We start from the raw sequence: 22419 nt of genomic DNA, 5'->3' as shown, positions 1-22419 counted from the left end.
AATTTCCGGCAGAATACGTTGGACCTGCTCAAGTTAGCATTCAGATCGTCGGTCAACCTTGGCGGCTTTTACGATTTTGAGTGGCAAAAGGACGTGAATGACGGTGCCTTTCGCTTCCGGATCGAGCCAGATGCGCCCTTCATGCCGTTCGACCGCGCCTTTCGCGATGGAAAGCCCTAGCCCGCTCCCGCCGTCGCTCCGGCGGGCCCGGTCGCCTCGCACGAACGGCTCGAACACGGTTTCTTTCACATCCTCCGCGATCCCCGGCCCGTTATCTCCTACCGTCACCCGCACGTTTTCTTCCGATGTTTCAAGCATTAGCCATACGCTGGTACCACCCGGATTGTACTTCAGCGCATTGGACAACAGGTTCGCGACCGCTCTGCGCATCAGCCCCTCGTGGCAGCACACCGGGACCGGCGTCTCCGGAATCCGGATATCGAAGTCGATGCCTTTTTGCTCGAATGAATCGTATAGATCGGCGGCCGCGGTACGGCACAACTCCGCCAAATCTTCGGTCTTGCGCTCGTACACCGGCTCCAAACTTTCAAGCTTGGTCAGCTCGAACAAATCATCGACAAGCGAAGCGATAAACCTTGCTTTCGTGTACATGCGGTTTGCGAAATCGTGCCGTTGATGTTCGTCCTTTTCCATACCAAGCCGCAGCACTTCCGCATAACCTTGGATCGTCGTAATCGGCGTTTTCAGATCATGGGAAATATCCATCATCATCCGACGGCGCCCTTCTTCAAGCTTGCGTTTTGCCGCCTCAGCCTCCTTCAGCCTGTCGGCCATGCGGTTGAAACGAAATTGAAGATCCATCAGCTCCCGATCGGCCCGATAAAAAAGCCGCCCATCTTCCTTGCCCTCCGCGATGCGATCGAGTCCCCGGGTGACCGCCGCGAGCGGCTTGGTAATTCGTTTGGCCGTGATCCGGCTGTAAAGCCATAAGCTAACCAAAAACGCAGCGGCGAACCACAGCAAACCTCGCAGCAGTAAACCGACAAATACGCCGGTAATCTCCGCGTTCGTCTTTGCCAAGCGACTCTCCTTCTGAACCGTTCCGCCCGGTATCGTGACAAGCAGTCGGTATGTCTCGCCGGCCGGCGTAACGATAGGCGCCAAAGAGTGATACGCCGAACGGTTTCCGTCATAAAACATCGCGTATATTTCCTCCTCCGTATAAGAGGACTTGGCTTTTTCAATGCCGCTTCCGCGCGAAAAAACGACGTTGAAATCAGGGTCCAGCACTTGAATATATCCGCCTAAGGATTGGACGGTATTATAAGGTATCTTTTCCCAATCGTCCCGGATCAGATGGTTCGCCTCTACCATGGGCAGCGTCTGGTTCAAGTATTGGTCCCGTGCATCGTACATGCCTTTATACACCAGGAAACCAATGATGCCGAGAATAACGGAAAAAAGCACGTAATTTATCATTAAGCCCGCATGAACGCTTCGCATTTTTCTCATGGCTGCACGTCCCTCGGATCAAGCTTGTATCCCAATCCTTTAATGGTAACGAGAAACCGGGGATCCCTCGGATCGTCCTCGAGTTTTTCCCTTAGCCTGCTGATCTGAACCATGACGGTGTTGCTGTCCTCTAGATAAGGCTCGTTCCAGACATTCTCGTAAATTTGCCGTTTCGTGAATATTCTTCCCGGCGATTCCATCAACAGCTTGAGCAGCTTATATTCCAACGGTCCGAGCGCAACCTCTTCGCCTCGTTTGTACAGCGTGCAGGCTTCGTGATCCAGCTTCAGCGGACCGCAGACCGTTGCAAGCTTCGCCCGAGCCCGGTCGCCGTCGGCCCCTTTCAGCTCATAATAACGGCGAAGCTGGGCTTTGATCCTCGCCACCACTTCGATCGGGCTGAACGGTTTGGAGATGTAATCGTCCGCTCCGATCCCAAGCCCCGTCACCTTATCCGCGTCTCCGCCTTTGGCCGACAAAATAATGACGGGGATCGTATGTTTCTCCCGAATCCGCCCGATCAGCTGATAACCGTCCAGTTCCGGCATCATGATATCGACCACGGCCAAGTCAACCTGCTCTTGTTGAATAATGCTCCATGCCTCCCGTCCTGTTCCCGCCACGATCACGCGGCAATGCTCACGCTCAAGAAACAGTTTCAGCAGTTCCGCGATTTCCGGCTCGTCGTCCGCGACAAGAATGGTACGTTCCTCGATGTCCCTTCGTTCATGCATCAATATGATTTTTTCCTCCATTGTTTGTTTAGGCTTGGCCGCCTTGTTCATATAAAAATATACACTGTAATGATCTGCCCATGCGAGACGAATGTCAATTGTAAGGATAATGTAAGGTTGGCTACAGATCGGCTACAGATACGATTGATACGCTGATAGTACATCAAAGTCAGGAGGAAAAACATGCGAATCTACGAAATAACATTATTCATTACGAACATGGCGGTGATTCTCGGCTGCATCCTGCTTGCCCGGAAACGGAAACGACCGTTTCAGGTGTATGCCTGGGCAACCGCTATAACGACCGTACTTAGTTCGGTTCAAATGATCACGGAAGGTTACCGGTGGCAGATGATTCCGGTCTATGCGGCCAGCTTAGTCACGGGGGTTCTGGCTCTGCGCTGCCTGCAGAAATCTCGACAGTCGAAGGCAAGAACAGATGAACAACCGGAGAAACCGCATAGAGCAGCAAAAAGAATACGCCATGGAATCGCCGCGCTCTTGTTCCTCGTGTATGCAGGTATGTCGGTTGCGCTGCCGACGCTTTTGCCGGTCTTCTCTTTCGCCGAACCGCAAGGACCGTACTCTGTGGGAACCACCTCGCTGATGTTAGAGGATCCCGACAGGGAAGAAACGGCCACGGCCGATTCTGACGATCACAGAAAGCTCATGATTCAAATCTGGTATCCGGCAAAAGCCGGTACCGGTACCGGTCCGGCGCCCTATATTGAGCATTTGCCGGAAATATTGGACGGCTTGCGCCAGGCAATCACCCTTCCCCCGTTTCTGTTAGGCCAGCTCAAATACGTCCACACCGATGCGATGCAAAATGCGGTGCTGTCCGGGGAACAGGAGCGTTTCCCTGTGCTGTTGTTTTCCCACGGATTAACCGGCTTCCGGAACCAAAACACGTTTCAGGTCGTGGAACTCGCCAGCCGCGGATATGTCGTGGTAGGCATCGACCATGCCTACGATGCGGCCGCCGTCGTTTTCCCGGATCATACGGCTACGTTAAAGCTTGAAAATTTATCCGGCTTCGAGGCATATAAGGATAAGAGCAAAGTATGGGTCCAAGACGCCAAATTCGTGTTGGATCAATTGGAACGTTTAAACGCTGCGGACCCGAAGGGGATGTTTTCCGGCAGGCTCGATCTGGACAAAGTCGGCATGTTCGGCCATTCCTTCGGCGGAGCCACGGCCGCGCAAATGCTGATAGCGGATGATCGGGTAAAAGCGGCCCTGAACATGGACGGAACGTTATACGGCCAGCCTGTGCCGGAGGGCGGTTTTGGCAAACCCTATCTGCAGATGAATGCGGAGCTGAGCGTCAGCCGGAACGTCTTCGAAAAATCGCTGGATCAGGCGGTTCAAAAATCCGGCCGCAGCCGGGAGGATTACGAACAATTTTGGGACGAGTCCGCAACACGGCGCAAGCGGGCCGCCGAGGGAGAAGCGTATTCAGTCACTTTTGCCCATGCGAACCATATGAGCTTCACCGATTTTTATCTGTTCTCGCCGCTGCTTCACCCGAAAGGAGCAGAACCGAGGCAGATGCAATCCTCGATCAACGCGCTTACCGTCGCATTTTTCGATCGGTACGTCAAGGGAAATCCAGCCGCCTCCATCAGGGAGGTTGCCGCCAGCCTTCAGGGCGTAACCATACAGTAGCTGCTGCGAACGATAGGCCCCGGGCATCCTTGCCCGGGGCTTTGGCATAACTATAGCTTCACAACACCGGATCTCCGCCTTCGCCGGTCCATGTCATCTCGACAAACGCGGAGGGATCGGCCGAAGACGCGGTTTTGGAACCCGAAGCGTACAGCCCGCCGGCAACGCCGGACATCGTATAGTCGGAGTAAAGCTTGTTGGAGGTATAACCCGTATGAATCATGGCGCCCGACATTTGGGACACGTTCACGCCTTTCAGTTCCAGGTCGCTGCCGTACGAGACCCCGTCCGAAGCCGTCATTTTATTCGCCCGAAAAGCCTGACCCGTGGACGCGTTGTTTTTGACCGTCGTGTTGATGATCTGCACGTGATTGGCGCGCATGTAGATGCCGTTGTTTCCTACCGACGATTCAGGCACTGTGTTCTGAAAATCGATGTTCGCGCCGACCACTTTGATGTGATGCGTGCCTTCCTTGAAGTCGAAGCCGTCGTTGACCGTCCGGATGGCGTTGCAGTTCAAGAAGGTGATATACCCGCTTTCATCGGGATTCGGGCTTGTCGTCCAGTTTTGATCGGCATCTCCGACATAAAAGCCTTCGCCGAATTTGCCGCCCGTCCCCGTCCCTTGCGCCGTACTGTCCGAAATGAGCCAATATTGGCTGTTTTTGCGGATTTTGAACCCTTCCCCCTTCGTATTTTTAACGGTCACGTTCGTCACGTATCCATGCGAAGCTTCGATCAGCAGTCCTTTGTTGGATTGGGAGTTGGCGTTGATCGTCACGTTTTCCAGCTTGTAATAATTGTGTTTGATATGAAACGCCGCATTGCCGGCCGAAGCCGTAAAATTGAAGATCGCGCCGCTGCCGGTGCCGCGGATCGTAATGTATTTGCCCGCCGTCCCGCCGATAGCTGTCGCAATGGTTCCGTTCGAGACGTTGTAAACGCCCGAAACTTCGATGATATCGCCGGGGCTCGCGCTGGATAAGTAACTCCGCAAAGTCGCGACATCCCCGGCCGGAACCGATTTGGTAGCCGCATGCGCCATGCCGCCGGGATAGAAAACCATAACAAGAGCCAAGCAAAATAGGGAAATCATGCCAAGTTTGAACGTTTTTTTAACCATGAATTTCAAACCTCCCCGAAAAAGTGGACTGCTTCGCTTTCGGACAAGCGAGGATCTGGCCGTGTTTTCGTTTCGATGATAAAAACTCACCTACCCCTTACATCCGAAATCCTCGCCTATATTAAAGCGCTTTAATTATAAACGAGACGGCATGCCAAAAAGCGATGCAAAAATATCATTTTTCCATTCGCATGCGATACCGGCGAGGGGTTGCGCCATACTTGGCTTTGAACAAAGCAATAAAATACGACGGGTACTTGAAGCCGGTTCTCCTGCTGATTTCTTCGATCGCAAGCGACGTGTTGACTAGCAGAATCCGGGCTTCCTCCAGCCTTTTTTCGTTTGCATAGGTCGTGATGCTAAGCCCCATCCGTTCCTTGAACGTCTTGGACAAATGATTCGGGGAGAAATGCAAATCGGCTGCCATGTCATTCAACGTAAAGGGAAGGCCGCAGCGGCTGTCGATCCATTGTACGATCCTGCCGAGCAGCTCGGTAGAATCATTGGCTGCCAAGGATTGCGGCAAAACACTTCGGGGAGGCGAATAAATCCGGCTGACGAAATATTGCAGGAGATGAAACGAAAACAAGGTGACGGCATCGGCTCTGAGATGGGGCGAAACGATCGCCAGCGTCTCCTTTAACTGCATGAATTGTTCTTCCAAACAGGAGGCAACGGCAGGCGGTAAATAATAAACCTGACACGGCCGCTTATGCTCCAAAAATGGCGCAAAGGCGGATGCAAGCTGCGGCAGCATGCTGGAAAACCGGTCCATGACGGTGCCTCTAATCTTCAATAGAGTCCGGACATAAACGGGAGGAACCTGCACTTTGATCCGGTGCATTTGAAACGGTTTGACGAGAATGAACGTCGTCGGCTTCAGGGGGAAAATTTCATTGTTGATGGCGTAGGTCCCCTCCCCTTCATGAACGTACAGGATCTCCAATCCCTCATGGGCGTGAAAATACTCGACGGGTTCCGTATATACGCTCCGAAATTGGAATAAGTACATGTTATCCTGCCACCGAATGGCGTTGTGAATTTTCACTATGCACCTCCACAACCGATTCTTTTGCGAATCCGATATTGGCATTTTGGTTTTGATTATACTTTCCTCCCGGCCGAATTATAACGAGGGCCCCTTCTAAAGAAGCCGCTTTTTTCGTGTCGCAAATCCGGGACAGGGCCAGCAAACATATGTAAAATAAAAAACTGCATCCAAAAACCGGTATGGATGCAGTTCAATATGCGTACGCTCGTCCTATAACGGGCCACTTTTTACAAGGCGTTCATCGATACGGCACGGATGGTTGATCCATATGGACTGCACAATTATCGTAAACAATGAAGCCAGTCATTTTATCATTCCGGATCGGCTGCAGGGACAAAGCCCGCCAGCAGCGCTCCGCCTTCCGGATGATTGCTTGCGGCAAGCTCCCCTCCATGCCTTCTGATGATCGTTCGCGAAATGGTGAGCCCTAACCCGCTTCCTCCCGTTGATCGGTTTCTCGATGTTTCGCCGCGGAATAGAGGATCAAATACCCGCTCCAGCTCCTCTGGGGTGAATCCCGTTCCGGTGTCGCGGATGGCAAACTTGATGCTGCGGCCTTCCTTATAACATTCGACCGTTATTTTTCCTTGGGCCGGCGTATGCCTTACCGCATTATCGAGCAGATTGTTCATGGCGCGCTCCAGCAAATGCTCGTCGCCGCTTATGATACATCCGTCCGCGGCTTCAATCGAAATCGCGATCTGTTTTTGCTGCGCTTGCGGGCTCAGACTGTCGGCCGACCTTTGTAGGATGTGGCTAAAATCGATCGGCCGATGATGCAGTTTCGTCTCCACATACTCCATTTTTGTAAACGTGAACAGATCCTCGACCAGCCGGTCCAACTGGGCCGATTTTTCCTTGCACACCGCCACGTATTTCGAAATTTTCTCCGGGGATCGCGCAATCCCTTGCTCCAACCCGTCCAAATACCCTCGCAAAGCAAACAGCGGCGTCCGTAAATCATGCGCGACGGCCGCGATGACGAAACGGCGTTCTTCTTCCAGCTCGGCCTGTTTCCGGTACGATGTCCGTAGCCCCTTTACCATCACGTCAAACCCATCGCGGACTTCCGCGATTTCCGTAATCTTGGAGGCCGGCAGCTTTACATCCCAATCCCCCTCGGCAATTTGCCGCGCCGAATGGCTCATGGTCTCAAGCGGCTTGAGCAGGAATCTGCGCATTTCGACCCCGATGATAAAAACCGCCAACAGAAGTCCGGCAAACGCCGCCATCATGGGCATCGCGCTGGATTTCGGCAGGTAAAGGACGACTTTTCCGATCACCCGACCGTTCTCGAGGAGCGTATACCGTTCCGTTGACGACAAAGCGGGGCGCTTCGGGCTCGAACGGTAGATTTCCTGATCCGCCGCGGAAGCAATCACCACATGAATCTTCGCTTGCTCAAGCCGGCCATTCAGCCGTTGCTGCCAATTCGGGTCCTTCCATTGGTCCGCGCCCGTTTCGATCTGGTGCAAAATCCCGGACAATTGCCGCTGCAAAACCTCATTTTGCGCTCTGCTTTCGGAGAAGCGGAGCGTTTTTGTCTCCATAAAGTGTCCCGCGACATAAAAAATCCACGGCAGTAAAAGCAGGAGAACGAAGCAAAGCAAGGTAAACGTACGTATGCGAAGCGTCCTCATGTTAACCTCCCTCAAAGCGGTACCCTACTCCCCATACATTGACCAAATATTGCGGATGGTTCGGATCAGATTCGATTTTTTCGCGGAGACGGCTGAGATGGACCCGAATCGTATGCCGGTCGCCTACCCCGTCCCAAAATTTCTCAAGCAATTGTTCATATGAAAACACATGTCTCGGGTGCTCGGCGAATAATCGCAGCAGCTCGTATTCCCTCGGCGTAAGCACGACGGCGTTTCCATCCACGGACACTTCTCTGGCGGACAGATTGATGCGGATGCGGCCAAAATCCAGCACCCTTTCCTCCATCGGTTGCCGGGAAGCGGATCGCCGCAGGACGGCTTTCACTCTTGCGACGATCTCTCCGGGCGAAGCGGTTTTCACGATATAATCGTCGCCGCCGAGCGTCAGCCCCCGAATCTTGTCCACATCATCGCTGCGGGCGCTCAAGAAAAGGATCGGAACGTCGCTTTCCGCCCGGATCCGGCGGCAGAACTCGAATCCGTTTTCTCCCGGCATCATAATATCCAAAACCATGCAATGAACCGGTTTTTCCTTAAACATGGCCCATGCCTGAGCGGTATCGCAAGCGGTTATGACGCGAAACCGCTCGTTCTCCAAAAAATCCCTCAACAGCTCGACGATGCTAGGGTCATCATCCACAACCAGTATCGTATGGACTGCACTCATCAATATCCCACCTTTGCTGTTCTAGTTTAGCATTTTTTCCGCCGAAACCGGTGCCTTAAAACAGGTTGTGATCGATTGTTTATTGTTTTGTGACTTTTTAGCGCCTATATTTGAGATATTCGTTTGTTAAGATTCAGTATGTAAAGCAGAGCGCTTGCGGGTTTCCATCTCACAATCGTTAACACATGAAGCTATGGGGGTTTTGGATAACATGAAAAAACGGAACAAACTATATGTCCTATTGGTTTGCGTCAGCATTCTATTTATCGCTTACGCGCTGGTTAACAATTATATTATCGATCCGCGCGCCGAGGCGTTTTTAAGCCATAAAACCGGCCTGAAACGCGAGCTGCATCTTCCCGCCTGGTTAAACGTGATGTACGTCCACGTTGCGTTTGCCTGCATCGCCATGGCGGCAGGGCTCGTCAATTTTTCCAACCGGATCTTTGAAAAAAGCCGCAAATTCCATCGCTTGAACGGCTATGTTTACTTAGCGTCCGTGCTGGGCGTCGTGGTCACTTCGGGATACATGGCGCCATACGCCACCGGAGGAAAAATAACGAGCATGGGGTTTAATGTGTTAAACATCATTTGGCTGCTTATCACCGCCACGGCGCTGGTCCAGATCAAAAAGAAACGGATCACCCCGCATAGAAACTGGATGATCCGCAGTTACGCCTTTTGTTTTACGAACATGTCGATCCATCTTATGACGTTCCTGTTTTATAAGGGATTCGGCATCGCATATGTCGACAGCTACACCATCAGCTTGTACGGCACCATCGTGCTGCTGCTGCTGATCCCCTTTTTTATCATCAGAATGCTCGGTCCAGCCGCGGGTTCCAAACCAATGATACACGACCGGCCTCATCTTTCATAGATTCGGTACATGGCTGTTTGGTTAATCCCGCGATTGGGCGGCCGAATAAGCTTCGCGCACGCTTTTGCCGTTTTGGATGATTTCATAAAAAAACCTCCCGTTGCACACAACAGGAGGTTAAGCTTTTTTATACGAAATTACACTATATTCATATTATTTCAGCAAATCCAATACGGCGCGGTCCGTCCACAAACGATTGTCGATCAACAGCGTCGGGATCTTGAGCGTTTTCTTCTGGCCGTTTACGACCGCGTAATTTTTGTCGACTGCAAGCCGGATCTGCTTTCCGCCTTTCTTCACGACTGCAACCGGGAACGCTTTATTGGAGTTATCGAATGCCACGGTCGCCCCAAGCGCCCGAATGTCGTGGCCGGAGGCATACAAGCTTTTGCCCAGCTCATCCAGATGAAATCCCATGATGAATTGAACGTATTTATTGATATCCGTATTTTGAAGCACGCCGCTCTTGGCAAAATCGGTTGGTTTAAAACCGTTCGGATGATAAGCGTACAGAACGACTTCTTCCGACGTATGGTCTTCATTTGCAAAAGAGATTCCCGCTTTTTCCCCGAGCATGCGCCCGATCACGCCGGAGAAGTCGCCGTCTTCCTGTTTCAAGGCTTTTTTGATCTCGGCGAGTTCCCGGGAGGTCAATCCTGTAAGGCCATACTCTTGCTCCAACACCTGTTTGAGGTTTGATCCGTCTTTTTTGATTTTCTCCCGAATCGCATGATTCGTATGTTTTGCTTTTTGCATCACCGCATTGAACTGCTTGGCCGAATCGTAATTTGTCAGGTAAAGCCCGCCCGTATTGTGATCGGCCATGGAAATGACAGCCGTGTGACCGTCTTTTTTGGCAAAATCGATGGCGACTTTCATAGCTTTATCATAAGCGAGGGTTTCGCTTACCATCCCGACCGGATCATTTTCATGGCCAAAGGTATCGATGTCGCTTGCTTCCACCATCAGAAAAAATCCGTTCGGATTCGAAGACAGGATCGACAATGATTTGGAGGTCATTTCCGCCAAGCTTGGCTGCTGTGTAGGATCGCGGTCGAAATCGGCCTCCAGGTTCCAAGGCTGGAACAATCCCCAAATTTTCTTCGCTTTGGATTGATCCATTCCGGTTTTGCTTGTCACATAATCATAACCTTGAGCTTGGAGCGCTTTCGTCAGGTCAACGCCGTCCTTTCGCGCGCCTCCGTCTTTCCCTTCCGGTTTCAGGAGCGCCGATCCGCCGCCAAACACTACGTCGACTCCGCTGTATACCATTTGTTTAGTAATGTTCTCCGATTCGTTCCGGCTGACCACATGGCTGACAAAAGCGTCCGGCGTGGCATCATCCAGCGTGCAGGTAAAGACAAGCCCCGTTGATTTTCCCGCAAGTCTGGCCGCCTCCAAAAGGGTAGGAACCGGTTTGTTTTTATCCTCCGCTTTCGTTGCCGGAACACCCGGCATCGTCACCTCATGCGGAAGAATGCTTAAAGACTCGGTAACCGCTTTGTGTCCGGTCGCATAAGCCGTTGCCGCGGCGCCGGAGTCGGTTGTGATCGAATTGGAGGCGTAAGTTCGGACGAGCCCGTTCACGTACGAATCCACTTCCAGCGGTTTTCCGTTTTGATACCAGCGAGTCAAACCTGTGATGCTGTTGCCCATTCCGTCCGGAATGACCATGATGACGTTTTTGACCGTATTTTGTCCCCCATCCGATTCGGCATGGGTAATTGGGCTGCCTGCCAAGGTTCCGGTCAACATGACCGCCGCGAACATGCCGCTGATCCAAGGTTTTGTTGTTTTCATCTGTTCTCTCCCCTTACGTTTCTGACTGCACATCTGATCGAGATTTCCTTTCCGCCCACAATCATCTCATAGAAATATTTTACGAAAATCAATAGAATGCAATGGAATTGTTAAATCGGGAATAACGTCGGCATGCAGCGGTAAATCGTTTTTTGTTCTAATGAAATCCTTGATGGAATATATATTACTTTTCTTTTATTGAAAATCACTTCTGGCAGCCGTGCCGATCAGCGTGGCGTAAAGGGGGTTCACGAATGAACGAGTACATTCCTCAAGGGATGGTGGAACAACAATTTCGGTGGGAATGGGTTCATTATTGCCTGTACCAATACTTGCAGAAGAACAATCCCATCCCGGCATTGCAACCGGTTTTTGATAAACTGCTGAATGAGCAGGAAAAACAACAAGCATTATTGAAGACAATCGCGATTTCCAACGCGAAATCCGCTTCTTCGGCAACCATCTACGTGAAATATAAGCCGTTTCAGGAGTGCGTGAAAGAACTGTATGACCGGGAATATCAGTTGTTGCAAGAATATATGAGTTATGCCGATTATTTCCTGCCCGCTTCCTCGCAGAGCTTTGGGATCCATGACCTTATCCACAGCCAGCTCTCCCAGGTGAATACGCTTGTTGGTTTGAAACTCGCCCTTTCCAACCCTCCGAAGGAAGAACAACATACAGAAAAACCGGATTACTTCATTGAAAAGGGGTATCGATTAGAGCGCGTGGCATCCGGTTTAACTTTTCCCACGGTCATGACATTTGATTCGCAAGGCACAATTTATGTAGCGGAGGCAGGTTTCGCATACGGAACCCAACCTGGAAAAGGACGCGTCGTTCGAATGGAGCCGGACGGTTCTTTTACGGAAATTGCAGGCGGTTTTGGCGGACCCGTGACGGGGATTGCCTGGCATGAAGGGTATCTCTATGTAGCGGCGGGAGATATTGGAGAAGAGCATGCGGCTGGATGCGGTCAGATTATCCGACTATCATTAGACGGCGCAAAGGAAACGATCGTTACCGGACTAAAAACATGCGGCGACCATTTTACCGGAGATGTGATCTTCGGACCGGACGGAAAGTTATATTTCTCGGTTGGAACCGCTACGAATTCTGCCGTTGTAGGTCCCGACGACATGCTGATAATGAAACATCATCCCGGGTTTCATGATACGCCGGCCAGAGATATTGAGTTAGCCGGAACCAACTTCGTCTCCCGGAATCCGTTGCCGGAACAACAGGGCGCGGCGGTTACGGGGGCTTATAAACCTTTTGGTGAACCCAGTTACCCAGGTGAAATGATCCGGGGCCAATTGCTATCCAACGGGGTTATCTATTGCTGCAATCCGGATGGCAGCAATTTGCGTATTGTCGCAGACGGTTTTCGGAATACGTTCGGATTAAAATTCTCTCCTTTTAACGGAAGATTGATTGCCATAGATCACGGCGCGGATCCGCGGGGCAGCCGGCAAATCCGGTTGGACTGGGATAAAGTGTGGGAGATCGCTCCGCATGGCTGGTACGGTTTTCCTGACTTTTTCAGCGGCCTGCCTGCGACCCTTGCCCATTTTCATGCCGATGAACAAGCAAAGCCAACTTTTCTGTTGAAGGAACACCCCCCTCTTTCTTCTCAACCGCTCGTCAGACTCCATTCACACAGCGCTTCGATGAAATTTGATTTTTGTACCCATGCGGATTTTGGCCGTCCAGGAGAAATATTCATCGCCCAATTTGGCGAAACGGGATTTGAAAAAACGGGGGAGCTTCCCGGTTTTAAAGTTGTAAGGGTGGATTTGGATACGGGGCAAATCTCGGATTTCTTCACGAATCCCCGAGGGGACTTCGCAACGAAAGGCCCGGTACGGCCGATTGACGTCAAATTTAACGCTGCGGGGGATGAGCTTTACCTTGTTGATTTCGGAATTATGGGCACCTTGCAAACCGGGAGACATCCGAAACCCAAAACGGGCAGCTTATGGAGAATTGTAAAAACAAAATAACCGCCTGCAAATCTTCCCTTTCATCCATGGCAAAAGAGCCCGCTGCATATCAGCGGACTCTTTATTTGTTACTGCTTGCCGGCATTGTTGTTGTTATTGGAGTCATCATTTTCTCGCGGTGAAATGCGGAGATCGGCGAAGATCGCGCTGTCCCTCAATCGTTAACAACGTATCTTCGACGATTTGTCCGGCAGCCTCCCCTTTGTGTAGGATAATCATGTTGTTTCTGATCCCATCCGAGGCGGCAGGGTCACGCAAAAAGCGGACTATCTTTTCTCCTAACTCCCGGGTGTCGTAAGCGATATCGCCTAAACCGCTTCGTTTGAAAAACCGCGCATTTTCGCGTTCCTGCCCGCCATACGGCTTAAATATAAAAACGGGAAGCTTCAAAACGAGAGCTTCGGATAACGTAACTCCACCCGCCTTGGTGACGATGCACGCTGACGACGCCATGAGCTCATGCAGCCGTTCAACGTATCCCAGGACGTTTACTGCCGGACTGTTCGAAAAGAGCGACCGCAGCTTCGCAACCATCCTCGCATGCCGTCCACAGACGAGAACGATGTCGCAGTCCTCCTTGCGCAGCAGCTGCTGCACAAGCTCCACGACATGATGAAATACGGCAAAACATCCCGCCATGATCAGGACTCGATGACGGCCAGGACCGGTTTCGACGGAAACGGACGCCTCCGCGGCGTTCGCCGTATGGTAAAAAGCGGTACGGACAGGTATACCGGTCACGCGAATGCGATCCTGTGCCACGCCGTAAGTTCGGATGAGTTCGTTTTTGAGCGTTTCGGTAGCGACATAGTATTTATCGGTCTCCTGATGGACCCATCGGGAATGCAAGGCATAATCCGTGATGACCGTGGAGGTTGGAATGGAAAATCTTCTTCCTGTTTCGGTGACCGCGCCGAACGGAAATGTATTGATAATGGCGTCCGGCCGGACGCTTTCAGTCATCTCCAGCATTTTCCTTTTTCCGATGACGTTCAAATACCGGTGCAAAGAACCCGCCGGGCTGGTATCCCGCGTCATGTAATAACTCCATCCGTAATAATCCAAACCCAATTGGGACGAATACGCGCTCATGCGATATAGCCTGGAAGAAACCGAGTTTAAAATCGGATGGGCTTCTTTCATGAGATCGACAATGTGCAAATCGTAAATCTGTTTGGACAGGAAACCTTGTTTCAGGGCTCGGGATACTTGCAAATGACCTTCTCCATAGCCTGCTGTCAAAATCAGAATTCGAGGATGGCGGATGTTCACAAAGATCCCTCCTGAAGCTTGTTGGTCTATTCCGATGTTCTCGACTTGCATCCAGTATAAAATCCTTATATGAAAATTGCATTAAAAATAATCACCCGTATTGTTTTCTCATGAATCAGCCCGGGCTCGCCGTATGAAAAATGGACAACAGGAAGCAACAACCCGCCGTCAGGGCGGGCTTACATTTTGTACAGGGCAAATCGAATCTCTTTTTACGTGAACATCAGCGTTTTTTTCGTGCCGTTACAACGGGCTGGTAAAAGCCCGACTCTTCCGGCATATGCCACTCGATCTCAACGAATCCAACCGCACGTAAAAGTCGGTCCAACTCATCACGCAATAAGGCCCTGTATCTCGTTACGGAATGCTTCGTGACCCATTCCCCGTCGATCTCCTGTACGACAAAATGATTTGTCGCATAGGTGGCGGCATCGTCCGCCCAATCCCAAACTTGAAAAACGATCCGCTTCCCCCCATCGAAAACGTGTGGAGGCGTAGCTCTCTGTTTTTCTTTGACGAGCTCATCGTAATCCCTGATCGTGATGAGAAGGACGCCATCATCGTTAAGTTTGGAGTAAAGGTTGCGGGCGGCTAAATCCAGATCCTCATCCGTTAAAAGATGCGGGATTGCATTGTCCGCAGAAAGTACGACGTCAAAAACGCCTGAAATTTCCCGTTCCAATGAACGAAAATCGGCAACGCCAAAATGTATCGCCACACCACGGGATTCCGCCTCTTTTTTGGCTCGTTCTACGGAAACCGGACTGATGTCGGTAGCCGTTACTTTGAATCCCTCCATTGCAAGTCCGATGGCCTGCGTACCGATGCCGCAAGAACAATCCAAAAGCAACACATCCTTGCGCGGTTCCGCCAATTTTGAACGGATAAGTTTGCTTAAAATTTCGGCCTGCCTTAAAATCGTTTTATTCCAATCCTGAAAAATGAGATGGTAATTTTCCGCAAGATCATCATAAAATTGTATGACTGATTCACGCAACACAATTTCCCCCCTTTATATTTTACAATTCATCTTCTTCCGATAACCCCAAAATTCCTTTTTAATCATTTTACTGCTCAGGTCACGTTTTATGTAGATGCAACGTTGGTTTTCATGGTAACCGGGTCGCGCAATATAGGATGACGCAAAAAGTCCGCGTTTCGCGCGGGCTTTTTGCATTATTTTCTTTGCACATTTGAATTTCTAAACTTACGGTTATTTTAAGGAAATCCTATTTCAGCATCCGCACGATATCTTCGCTTGAGCGGACCTTGCCGATCCGGGGGAAAATCGTTTTGCACACATAATCATGTTCTTCCTTCGTGGAAGCGGCCATCGCATCTTCGGCGAACACTTGGTTGTACCCATGTTGAAAAGCTTCCCGTGCGGTCGTGTCCACGCCGATGGACGTTGAAATGCCGCACAAGACGATCGTATCGATGCCGCGGCGGCGCAGCTGCAAATCAAGATCCGTGCCGAAAAACGCGCCCCACTGACGTTTGGTAATGACATGGGCGGTCTTGAATCCCGCCAATTCGGGAACCAGGCGGTCCCAATTTTCGGGCAGCTGTCTTGGAGAAGTCTGCATGTCCGTGTCCGGCTTCAGCGCATCTTTTCCATCGAACCAAGATACTTTGACAAATACGACAAAGGCGCCCTTTTCCGTAAAAGCATCCGCCAATTTGCCGGCATTCCGAATGACCTCGGCGCTCGAATACGGAGCGCTAGTCATCGCGCCGCTTGCGATGCCCTGCTGCAGGTCGATGACCACCAGCGCCGTTTTTTCCGCCTTTAATGATTGTGTATCGGTTGGTTGATGTTGTTCCATTAGAATCGCTCCGTTTCATTCGTTTTTTTGACTTAAACCTGCTCCTTGCAGTATCGGATTCCGGTACACCCTGAAATACACCCAGATACCGTTCAGCAGCAGCAATACACTCGTTATGAAAAATACGTCCCTGATACCGAACCAGGCTGCGACCTGACCGCCCAATACGGCACCGCCAAACACGCCCAAATACCCTGCGGACATGTTAAACCCGAACATTCTGCCTGTCAGGGCACCCGGCGTGATCTTTTTGATCAGGATGTTGACGGACGGGATCAATCCTGCCGCCGCCAGCCCGAACAAAAAGCGCAAGCCCATCAGCTGCCATGCGTTCCTTACAAAAGCTTGGGGGATAAAAACGATGCCTGCGGCGATCAAGGCCGCGAAGATGACCTTATGCGCCCCGATCTTGTCGGACAACTTCCCAAGTTTCGGCGCGGCCACAATATTCGCCAATCCGGACGCCGAAAACGTGATTCCCGCCAGCAAGGCGACATGTCCTGCATGGCCGGAAATCTGCGTAATATACACGGTGATGATCGGTTCGACCGAATACAGGGCAACCGAAAGCACAAAAAACGTGACAAATAGGGTAACGGTCAATTCCTTTTCCGGTACGGCGTTCCAAACTTCCTTGAAGTTCGGCGTTTTTTGATGCCCGCGGACGAAGTTTTCCTTCACGAAAAAAACGGTCGCGAGAAATGCGATGAAAAGCAGTGCGCCGGTCAAAAAAAACGAGTACCGCAGCCCCAAGCTTTCGCCGATGAAACCTCCCACCGTTGGACCCAGCAGCGATCCGGCAATGTTGGCCGTGGACAGCGTGCCAAGGGCAAAACCCGAATGCTCCTGATCCGTCTGGGTGGCGATAAGCGTCGTGCAAGCCGTGCTGTAACCGGTAATCACGCCCTGCAGCAGCCGAAGCCCGATCAATACATAAACATTGTGCGCAAACCCCATGCATCCTACGACAAGCGCCATTCCCAGACTCGCCCGCAAAAGCATCGGTTTGCGCCCGTATTTGTCCGCGGCTTTTCCCCAGATGGGCGAAAAAATGGCCGAGATGATAAAGGTTACGCCAAAGGCGATGCCGGAGAGTTGTGCTACCGATTCCGCATGGTCGGCGCCAAGCTCTTTGATAAACAAGGGCAGGATCGGTGCGATCTGGCTCATCCCCACGCCGGTGACAAACATGCCGAACCAGCACACGATCAAATTCCGCTTCCAAATCGGCATGCCAAAAAGACCTCCCTTCTGCCAATGCCCGAGTCGTTATGCATTCAACATGAACAATAACAAACTCATCTTAGCTCGAAAAAAGGCCTTATGCCATGCACGATCTTAAATATCATGGACATTTTTGCTGTAAAATTCAGAAGGGCTGACGCCTTCGATTTTTTTGAACATCCGGCTGAAATAAAACTCGTCCGCGTATCCCAGCTCGCGTGCAACCTCCTTGACTTTGCGTTCCCCTTCTACGAGAAGCTCCTTCGCTTTATCGATTTTCAGCTTATTAAAAAATTCAATCAACGAATATCCGGTCGTTTCTTTAAAAGTGCGCGACAAATAAGCGGGAGACAGCCGAACGAGTTCGGACATCTCGCCGAGCGTGATTTTCCCGTCGATCTTGTCGTGCATATGCTGGATTATTTTGTCCACTTTCAAAGAGGCGGCGTCCGGTTGGCGCTGTTTTTTCAGAAGTTGGACGATGGCGACGAGCAGCTGTTGGAGCAGGATTTTGCTCATGAACTCATAGCCGGGAAGCTTGGCGTTCCAGCATTCCACGAGTTTATGGAACATATCCTGGGCAGCGTAGGCATCCTTCAAAGACTGGGCAGGCGCCAGATGAAGGGCAGGCTCCTCTTCCGCAATCTCCCATCGTCCGTCGTTCAGGATTACGCGGGAACAACTGAAATGAACGGTCAGGACCCCCGCCGGCTGCGATGAATGCGGCTCCAGCGAGTGAAACGTTCCCGGACCGACATAATATAACATCCCGGATTGGAGGGCATGATTTTTATCTCCGATCGTGATGCTCCCGCTGCCTTCCGTAACCAACAGGAGCGTATGATGCGTCAGGGTTCTCGCGATATGGCGAGGATGCTCCCATTTTCGTATGTTGCAATAATGAATGTGGAAAAACAACTGGTTGATGTTCATAAAACCTCTACTTTTCGCAGGACGCTCACTCCCTATGCGAAGACATTCGGGTTTCTTTTTCGGAACGTCCCGGCCATATTTTCATTTCGTACGTTTCATAAAATCTCAAACTTGCAGCTACCCATTTGGACACCAGCCCGGACCGATTCACAAGCATGTAAACGACGCCCGATACGGCAACCCCGATCAAGGCACCGCCAAGAATGTCGGTCGGATAGTGCACGCCTGTCCACACGCGGGAAAATGCAATCAAAGCGGCCAAAACTAACCATGCAATGCCTTCCTTCTTCCGGTATAAAGCAAAAGAAGCGGCAATCGCGAAAGCGCCGATGGCATGGTCGCTGGGAAACGAGGCGTTTGCCGGGTGCTGAATCAGTTGAATGACTGTATGTGATACAAAAGGACGATCCCGGTAAAACAAATGGCCAAGCAGCCAACTGACGGCGAGACCGCAACAAACCGATATCACGGAGGTCACAACCATTTTTCGGTTATTTTCATTTCTTAGAAACCAATACACCAATAATCCGGCAAAAAACAAATAAAAAGCATCCTCCGCCAAAAAACGCATGACCGGATTCAAAAAGGAAGCGGATTTTGCCCCTTCATTGATGGCTTGGAACAGCCGATAGTCGATATCACTTATACTCATATTCATTCTCCTTCTGAAGGTTCTGTCGGCCTGTTCAGGCCCGGTAGATTCACCTTACAGCATCAAAATGAGAAATTTATGAGAAAATGCTTTGAAACCATCGCTTTTTTATGTCTGCGACACGGCCGGAAGCGTAAGGATAACCCGCGTGCCTTCATTTTCGACGCTGGTCATCGAAATTTGCCCTTGATAACGCTGAATGAGATTTTTGGCGATGGACAGGCCAAGTCCCGTCCCTTCGATTTCACGATTGCGGGCTTTGTCGACGCGGTAGAACCGGTTAAATACGTTGGGGAGCTCTGCTTCGGGAATGCCGATGCCGTGATCCTGCACGGAGATTTGCACTTCGTGATGGATCGTCCGGTACGCGATGTGAACCAGCTTGTTTTCGCCTGAATATTTGACCGCGTTTTCGATCACAATGAACACGATTTGTTCCAAATGGAGCGGGTTCATTTTTACCACGCTGTCCTGCTGCTCCAACGACAATTTGAAGGTGAATTCCGGGTATAACGTTTCCGCCCGGATTTTGATTTGGGCCAAAAAGGGGGCGATTCGGATGAATTCGACATGATCGCTTGACTGCGAAGATTCTGCACGCGTCAAAGCGAGCAGCCCTTGCACAAGTCCCTTCAGGCGGCGGACCTCCTGCAGCGAGGCGGTCAGCGACTCGTCCAGCACGGCAGGGTCGTTTTTGCCCCAACGATGGAGCAGGTTCAAATGGCCCTCCAAAATCGTGATGGGGGTCCGCAATTCATGCGACGCATCGTCCACGAATTGTTTTTGCTGCCGGAAGGATGTTTCCAGCTGATCCATCAGCTCGTTGAACAGCCGGGCCAGTTCCGATATCTCATCCCCGTTTTTTATGTTCGTCACTCGCTCTTGAAGTCCCTTTTGTTTAACGTTTTGAATGGCGCCGGCCAGCGCCTTTACCGGACGGAGGAACTGATTCGCAATCGCCCAACCGCTTAGCGCGCTGATGCACACCGCCAAAAAACCTCCAATCACCATAACCCATAACAACGTATCGTTAAAGTGGTCGAACGTCTCGAGATTGGTGGCGATTTCTATCGTTCCGCGTTCCGTTCCCAAGGCGAATGGACTTCTGTATATTAGGATATGATCTTCACCGTGCCATGCGTCCTCCAAAAAATCGCTTCTCGCTTGGACCGGCGCAATCCAAGCCGGATCAAAATTTTTGGCGGCAAGAAGCAGCTCCTTCCCCTTCTCGTCGATCATCCGCATCATTTGGTCTTTGCCGAGGATATCCCTCATATACGATTGGGTCTCGGGAAGCTTCAACGATTCGGCCGAATCGGTTTTATCCTTCAAAAACACCTGGACCTGGGACATCATCGTATGAAGGGTATCCCGCTCCTGATGCATCATCCATTGTTTTAGCACCAGGTACTGGGCAAAGTTGTACGTGGCGAACAACAGGAACATGAGCAGCGTTGCTCCGATCATCAGCTTCCATATCACCGGCAGGCGTCTTAAATAGCAGGTTATTGTCTTCATGATCTCATCACGTATCCCATGCCGCGAATGGTTTGAATGAAGCTTTCCTCGCCCGGCGTATCGATTTTATTGCGCAAATATCTCACATAGACATCAACCACGTTCGTTTCAACCTGCGAATCAAATCCCCATACCATATCCAGCAGCATATCCCGGGTTTGCACCAGATTCGGGTGTTTCATGAAGACGGCCAAAAGGTCGAATTCGCGTTTAGTCAACTCGATGACCTTCCCTTTTCGGGTCGCGATTCTAGCATCCAGGTCGACCGTCATATCCTTAAACGTCAGAATCGTATGATCCTGGCCCTGCTTGAGATCCATTCTGCGGAAAATCGCGCGCATGCGGGCAAGCAGCTCTTCGATGTCGAACGGTTTGGCAATATAATCATCCGCCCCGCTGTCGAGTCCCGATACCCGGTCCTCCAGCCCGTCTCTCGCGGTCAACATGATGACGGGCGTGCTTTTGAGTTCGCGGAGTTTCCGGCATACTTCAACCCCGTTGATTTTCGGGAGCATAATATCCAGCAAAATCAAATCCCAGTCTTCGGACAAAGCCGCCTGCAAACCGCTGTTTCCGTCGTAGGCCGCCTTTACGAAATAATGCTCATGCTCAAGCTCCAGCTGAATAAACCTAACCAAACTCTTTTCATCGTCGATAATCAGGATCCGTTTCATCTTTTCCTCCTCAAACGGCTACGGCTCTGTCTTATACTAGAACTAATTCATGAGAAATCGATGAGAAATCCGGTTCGCCCCTCACGCAGGATGCAAATGCTGGGTAATGAAATTAGTTTACGCAATCGGATGAAGTATAGTCAAAATGAAAAATCGTTCTCGAGCACCGGGCGAAATTCAGCAGAAAAAAAGCAGAGCCTCTTTATGAGGCTCTGCTTTGGTTTTTAACGTTTACCGATTCGCCGATCCCTATCTTTCGGAACCCCAGCGACTGGAAGTACGCTCATGCTTCTTCACATGGGAGACCTGCTTCGTTTGTGGCCGTTTATGCGCCGGTTGGGCATCCCCGGACTGTGGATCTGCGGACTGTGGATCAACGGACTGCGTATCCCACGACGGCGAAGCCGCGCGAGCTTGTCCATTGTCGGGAATGACGCGGCGCGCGGTTACAAAGGAGCGATCCCAAGCGCTTCCGGCAAAATCGGATATCGTAACGCCGATGCCGACGCGATAGGTATGCAGCAATTGTCCGTTCCCGATATATATGCTTACGTGATTAATAACGCCGTCATGGTTCGTATCTGTAAATACCAAATCCCCCGGCTGCAGTTGATTTTTGGAAACCGGTGTTCCCACGGTGGACTGTTGTCTCGATGACCGCGGAAGATCGATACCGTTTTGTTTGAAAACATATTGAGTGAACGAAGAACAATCGAACTCATCCGTCCGCCCCGATGGAGCGCCGAAATGATAAGGAACGCCCAAAAATTGTTTGCCTGTTGCGATGACGCGATCTGCAATCGAACTGCTGGATGGTGCGGCGGCGGCATGCGCCGGCTGCGATGGAAGCAGCACGCTTCCGGAAAATGCAATGGAGAGGCCCAGGCCGATCCCGGTTAAAGTTTTGACGATTCGGCTTTTTTTGATGTTATTCGTGTTGTTGTTCATAACGTCCTCCCTGGTTGCAAATTAGGTTTGCGGCGTCCTCGGAGCCATGCGGCCGAAAACGAGATCAATGACGCGCATTCCTTACACAACCAGTTATAAACGACGAAAATTAAAATTCCATGAGGAAAATTAAAAAATTGTAACTTGTGTATATTTACCAATTGATATAAATCCGACGCACTTTTATTACAGTAATTGCCGACTGAAAGCCCACGGTTTTAATCGTGGGATGAAAGACGGCTTTGCCAGAACATCCCTTTATGGGATGGGAAGGGCAAACACATAGCACGTGTGCGTGTGTGCTTTTCTTTT

The 22419-nt window shown here is 51.0% G+C and carries 19 protein-coding genes; 3 read left to right on the top strand and 16 right to left on the bottom strand.

The annotated features are described in order from the left end of the window. Positions 1-33: 33 nt before the first annotated feature. Both RJP21_RS26405 and RJP21_RS26400 read right to left on the bottom strand, forming a co-directional pair. Positions 34-1473, bottom strand: coding sequence for a sensor histidine kinase (locus RJP21_RS26405; protein WP_310861932.1), 1440 nt, complete (start codon positions 1471-1473; stop codon positions 34-36). Then, the gene (locus RJP21_RS26400; RefSeq protein WP_310862003.1) at positions 1470-2207 is read right to left on the bottom strand and encodes a response regulator transcription factor; all 738 of its coding nucleotides are present in this window, start codon (positions 2205-2207) and stop codon (positions 1470-1472) included. Before RJP21_RS26400 ends, RJP21_RS26405 begins: the two co-directional genes overlap by 4 nt. A gap of 183 nt (positions 2208-2390) precedes the next feature. Here RJP21_RS26400 and RJP21_RS26395 point away from each other — a divergent pair, with 183 nt between their 5' ends. Beyond that, entirely contained in the window at positions 2391-3875 is a 1485-nt protein-coding gene (locus RJP21_RS26395) for an alpha/beta hydrolase family protein (protein ID WP_310861931.1), read from the top strand. A gap of 58 nt (positions 3876-3933) precedes the next feature. Here RJP21_RS26395 and RJP21_RS26390 read toward each other — a convergent pair whose 3' ends face one another. The 4 genes from RJP21_RS26390 to RJP21_RS26375 form a co-directional block, all read right to left on the bottom strand. Continuing rightward, entirely contained in the window at positions 3934-4998 is a 1065-nt protein-coding gene (locus RJP21_RS26390) for a hypothetical protein (protein ID WP_310861930.1), read from the bottom strand. A gap of 175 nt (positions 4999-5173) precedes the next feature. Further along, positions 5174-6046, bottom strand: a complete 873-nt coding sequence (locus tag RJP21_RS26385) for a helix-turn-helix domain-containing protein (RefSeq protein WP_310861929.1) — start codon at positions 6044-6046, stop codon at positions 5174-5176. 314 nt (positions 6047-6360) lie between these two features. Beyond that, the gene (locus tag RJP21_RS26380; RefSeq protein ID WP_310861928.1) at positions 6361-7689 is read right to left on the bottom strand and encodes a sensor histidine kinase; all 1329 of its coding nucleotides are present in this window, start codon (positions 7687-7689) and stop codon (positions 6361-6363) included. A 1-nt stretch (position 7690) separates the two neighbouring features. Next, positions 7691-8377 carry a response regulator transcription factor gene (locus tag RJP21_RS26375; protein WP_310861927.1) on the bottom strand — a complete coding sequence of 229 codons (687 nt, stop codon included), beginning with the start codon at positions 8375-8377 and terminating at the stop codon, positions 7691-7693. A gap of 211 nt (positions 8378-8588) precedes the next feature. Here RJP21_RS26375 and RJP21_RS26370 point away from each other — a divergent pair, with 211 nt between their 5' ends. After that, entirely contained in the window at positions 8589-9257 is a 669-nt protein-coding gene (locus RJP21_RS26370) for a DUF2306 domain-containing protein (RefSeq protein WP_310861926.1), read from the top strand. A 153-nt stretch (positions 9258-9410) separates the two neighbouring features. On the opposite strand, the gene RJP21_RS26365 is transcribed toward RJP21_RS26370, so the two are convergent. Beyond that, complete coding sequence (locus tag RJP21_RS26365) at positions 9411-11057, bottom strand: alkaline phosphatase (RefSeq protein WP_310861925.1); 1647 nt, start codon at positions 11055-11057, stop codon at positions 9411-9413. A gap of 254 nt (positions 11058-11311) precedes the next feature. Here RJP21_RS26365 and RJP21_RS26360 point away from each other — a divergent pair, with 254 nt between their 5' ends. Further along, the gene (locus RJP21_RS26360; protein WP_310861924.1) at positions 11312-13060 is read left to right on the top strand and encodes a PQQ-dependent sugar dehydrogenase; all 1749 of its coding nucleotides are present in this window, start codon (positions 11312-11314) and stop codon (positions 13058-13060) included. A gap of 105 nt (positions 13061-13165) precedes the next feature. Here RJP21_RS26360 and RJP21_RS26355 read toward each other — a convergent pair whose 3' ends face one another. The 9 genes from RJP21_RS26355 to RJP21_RS26315 form a co-directional block, all read right to left on the bottom strand. Then, on the bottom strand, positions 13166-14275 hold the full coding sequence (locus RJP21_RS26355; RefSeq protein ID WP_310861923.1) for an MGDG synthase family glycosyltransferase: 1110 nt from the start codon (positions 14273-14275) through the stop codon (positions 13166-13168). A gap of 280 nt (positions 14276-14555) precedes the next feature. Beyond that, positions 14556-15329: a class I SAM-dependent methyltransferase gene (locus RJP21_RS26350; RefSeq protein WP_310861922.1), complete on the bottom strand. Its 774-nt coding sequence runs from the start codon at positions 15327-15329 to the stop codon at positions 14556-14558. A 232-nt stretch (positions 15330-15561) separates the two neighbouring features. Then, the gene (locus RJP21_RS26345; protein ID WP_310861921.1) at positions 15562-16158 is read right to left on the bottom strand and encodes a hydrolase; all 597 of its coding nucleotides are present in this window, start codon (positions 16156-16158) and stop codon (positions 15562-15564) included. A 15-nt stretch (positions 16159-16173) separates the two neighbouring features. Beyond that, complete coding sequence (locus tag RJP21_RS26340) at positions 16174-17391, bottom strand: multidrug efflux MFS transporter (protein ID WP_310861920.1); 1218 nt, start codon at positions 17389-17391, stop codon at positions 16174-16176. Positions 17392-17496: 105 nt separating this feature from the next. Further along, complete coding sequence (locus RJP21_RS26335; protein ID WP_310861919.1) at positions 17497-18315, bottom strand: helix-turn-helix transcriptional regulator; 819 nt, start codon at positions 18313-18315, stop codon at positions 17497-17499. A gap of 25 nt (positions 18316-18340) precedes the next feature. Beyond that, positions 18341-18967: an undecaprenyl-diphosphatase gene (locus RJP21_RS26330; protein ID WP_310861918.1), complete on the bottom strand. Its 627-nt coding sequence runs from the start codon at positions 18965-18967 to the stop codon at positions 18341-18343. A 108-nt stretch (positions 18968-19075) separates the two neighbouring features. Next, positions 19076-20485, bottom strand: coding sequence for a HAMP domain-containing sensor histidine kinase (locus RJP21_RS26325; protein WP_310861917.1), 1410 nt, complete (start codon positions 20483-20485; stop codon positions 19076-19078). Beyond that, positions 20482-21159, bottom strand: a complete 678-nt coding sequence (locus RJP21_RS26320) for a response regulator transcription factor (protein WP_310861916.1) — start codon at positions 21157-21159, stop codon at positions 20482-20484. The genes RJP21_RS26325 and RJP21_RS26320 overlap by 4 nt, the downstream gene beginning before the upstream one ends. A gap of 249 nt (positions 21160-21408) precedes the next feature. Further along, complete coding sequence (locus RJP21_RS26315) at positions 21409-22107, bottom strand: C40 family peptidase (protein ID WP_310861915.1); 699 nt, start codon at positions 22105-22107, stop codon at positions 21409-21411. Positions 22108-22419: the final 312 nt, after the last annotated feature.

Source organism: Paenibacillus sp. VCA1 (genome assembly GCF_031583795.1).
Lineage (GTDB): Bacteria > Bacillota > Bacilli > Paenibacillales > Paenibacillaceae > Paenibacillus_AQ > Paenibacillus_AQ albilobatus.
Note: the sequence above shows the minus strand (reverse complement) of the source record. Positions and strands in the feature narration are given on the sequence as shown.

Bases quoted from the DNA above. Each gene is read 5' to 3' on its own strand.
- RJP21_RS26345 (WP_310861921.1), bottom strand. From the start codon at position 16,158: ATGGAACAACATCAACCAACCGATACACAATCATTAAAGGCGGAAAAA.
- RJP21_RS26400 (WP_310862003.1), bottom strand. From the start codon at position 2,207: ATGCATGAACGAAGGGACATCGAGGAACGTACCATTCTTGTCGCGGAC.
- RJP21_RS26395 (WP_310861931.1), top strand. From the start codon at position 2,391: ATGCGAATCTACGAAATAACATTATTCATTACGAACATGGCGGTGATT.
- RJP21_RS26390 (WP_310861930.1), bottom strand. From the start codon at position 4,998: ATGGTTAAAAAAACGTTCAAACTTGGCATGATTTCCCTATTTTGCTTG.
- RJP21_RS26380 (WP_310861928.1), bottom strand. From the start codon at position 7,689: ATGAGGACGCTTCGCATACGTACGTTTACCTTGCTTTGCTTCGTTCTC.
- RJP21_RS26315 (WP_310861915.1), bottom strand. From the start codon at position 22,107: ATGAACAACAACACGAATAACATCAAAAAAAGCCGAATCGTCAAAACT.
- RJP21_RS26370 (WP_310861926.1), top strand. From the start codon at position 8,589: ATGAAAAAACGGAACAAACTATATGTCCTATTGGTTTGCGTCAGCATT.
- RJP21_RS26375 (WP_310861927.1), bottom strand. From the start codon at position 8,377: ATGAGTGCAGTCCATACGATACTGGTTGTGGATGATGACCCTAGCATC.
- RJP21_RS26320 (WP_310861916.1), bottom strand. From the start codon at position 21,159: ATGAAACGGATCCTGATTATCGACGATGAAAAGAGTTTGGTTAGGTTT.
- RJP21_RS26330 (WP_310861918.1), bottom strand. From the start codon at position 18,967: ATGAGTATAAGTGATATCGACTATCGGCTGTTCCAAGCCATCAATGAA.
- RJP21_RS26340 (WP_310861920.1), bottom strand. From the start codon at position 17,391: ATGCCGATTTGGAAGCGGAATTTGATCGTGTGCTGGTTCGGCATGTTT.
- RJP21_RS26325 (WP_310861917.1), bottom strand. From the start codon at position 20,485: ATGAAGACAATAACCTGCTATTTAAGACGCCTGCCGGTGATATGGAAG.
- RJP21_RS26335 (WP_310861919.1), bottom strand. From the start codon at position 18,315: ATGAACATCAACCAGTTGTTTTTCCACATTCATTATTGCAACATACGA.
- RJP21_RS26360 (WP_310861924.1), top strand. From the start codon at position 11,312: ATGAACGAGTACATTCCTCAAGGGATGGTGGAACAACAATTTCGGTGG.
- RJP21_RS26365 (WP_310861925.1), bottom strand. From the start codon at position 11,057: ATGAAAACAACAAAACCTTGGATCAGCGGCATGTTCGCGGCGGTCATG.
- RJP21_RS26405 (WP_310861932.1), bottom strand. From the start codon at position 1,473: ATGAGAAAAATGCGAAGCGTTCATGCGGGCTTAATGATAAATTACGTG.